The following is a 1,291-nucleotide window of genomic DNA, read 5'->3' as shown; positions in this document are numbered from 1 at the left end:
GGACGCTTGGCGCGACCTGGCCACAGTCCGGGCGACGCACGAGGTGGCCCTGCAGGAGGCCGAGGGAGCCAACAAGACGGCGGCCGGCCGGGCGTGCCAGATCTTGGGCGGGGTCGCCGTCCTGTCGGTTCTGTTGACCGTTGTCATGACATGGAGGCTCCTGCGAATCCGCCGCGATCCGGCAGCGTTTGCCCCGCCGGCGCCGATGGCCGCCGAACCAGCCGTCGCGGCTGACGGGGGGCCTCAGTCGCCATCATTTGGTTCCAATCAATTAAACCCCGGCCGCTGAGTTTTGGCGTTCGGCAAGCGGAGGGCTCAGGGATGGGAAGGCGGGCTATACTCAGGCAGATTCGCAAGCACGTCGAGGAATCACGGCGTCAGCAGGCTGAGATGCCGGTCCCGCGGACGCTTGAGGAAGCTGTCGTCGCCTGGCTGACTGGCGGCGGCATGCCCATCGAGCATTGTTTTCTGGTTAAGGACATTTATTTCGGCTGGTGGGATCCGGTTCGGGGCGAGGTGTTGCTCGGCTTGGTGTTGGACGGAGATTACGATTTGCATGAGGCGTGCCGGGATTTTCTCCGGCAACGGGTGGCGGCGTTTGGGTCTGTCGAGGAGGTCCGGACAGAGGTCAGGCGTCGAGGGTTGCCCGGAGTCCAGAACGCCAAACCAGACGTTGCAGGTGACCGGTAGCCTGAGTCGTGGAAACATTGGTTCAAGCCGTTCCGGCCCTGGCGCCTGAACTCGGGCGTCAAGCGGCCCTCCACTCTTCGAGTGTGCGATGCTGAAATCAGCCCTATTCGCCGTGTTCGTCCTCGGCCAGGCAGCCGCCCTGCTCGTCGCTGGCGCCGCCATGCTCTGGTGGTCCCAAGATCTGATGGCCTTGCTCATCCATCTCGTGGGCGAAGAGCGGGCGCTCGGGGCGGAGAACGTCATCCGGGGCGACGACGGGTCCGTCCTGCTGACGAACCCCGGCGGCATGATCCGTTGGATGATGCCGTTCTGGTTCCTGGGCTGCCTCTTGTTTACCTCGGCCTTTACTCTTGTCGGGTTGTGGGTCCGGCGGCGCCGTGGCGGTGCTTTGTAGCGCGGACTTCACTGGTCTGTGGCGGGTCCGCTGAACGCGGACGTTTGGCGGGCGAAGGCGAATTTTCCCCCTTTTGAGGTTTTGGTTTTCATCAGGTTGGTTTTGGTCTTGGCGAGCCGAGCAGCGTGAGCTGCCGGGTGGCTTCCCGTGGTCGAACCGCTTCCCTTTTACTCAGCCGGACTCAAACCCGTGGCTGAAGCGACTTCC

The 1,291-nt window shown here is 63.8% G+C and carries 3 protein-coding genes; all 3 read left to right on the top strand.

What is annotated here, in order from left to right; all coding sequences use genetic code 11:
* A partial coding sequence (locus tag BGIM_RS56470) for a hypothetical protein (RefSeq protein ID WP_040892432.1) occupies positions 1–289 on the top strand: 289 nt, incomplete at its 5' end.
* A gap of 32 nt (positions 290–321) precedes the next feature.
* Positions 322–690, top strand: a complete 369-nt coding sequence (locus tag BGIM_RS0147075) for a hypothetical protein (protein ID WP_020476518.1) — start codon at positions 322–324, stop codon at positions 688–690.
* Between the two features lie 88 nt (positions 691–778).
* On the top strand, positions 779–1,084 hold the full coding sequence (locus BGIM_RS0147070; RefSeq protein ID WP_020476517.1) for a hypothetical protein: 306 nt from the start codon (positions 779–781) through the stop codon (positions 1,082–1,084).
* Positions 1,085–1,291 lie beyond the last annotated feature (207 nt).

This window comes from Zavarzinella formosa DSM 19928, assembly GCF_000255705.1.
Classification (GTDB): Bacteria; Planctomycetota; Planctomycetia; order Gemmatales; family Gemmataceae; genus Zavarzinella; species Zavarzinella formosa.
Note: the sequence above shows the minus strand (reverse complement) of the source record. Positions and strands in the feature narration are given on the sequence as shown.

Coding starts and splice junctions, on each gene's coding strand:
- BGIM_RS0147075 (WP_020476518.1), top strand. CDS start 322: ATGGGAAGGCGGGCTATACTCAGGCAGATTCGCAAGCACGTCGAGGAA.
- BGIM_RS0147070 (WP_020476517.1), top strand. CDS start 779: ATGCTGAAATCAGCCCTATTCGCCGTGTTCGTCCTCGGCCAGGCAGCC.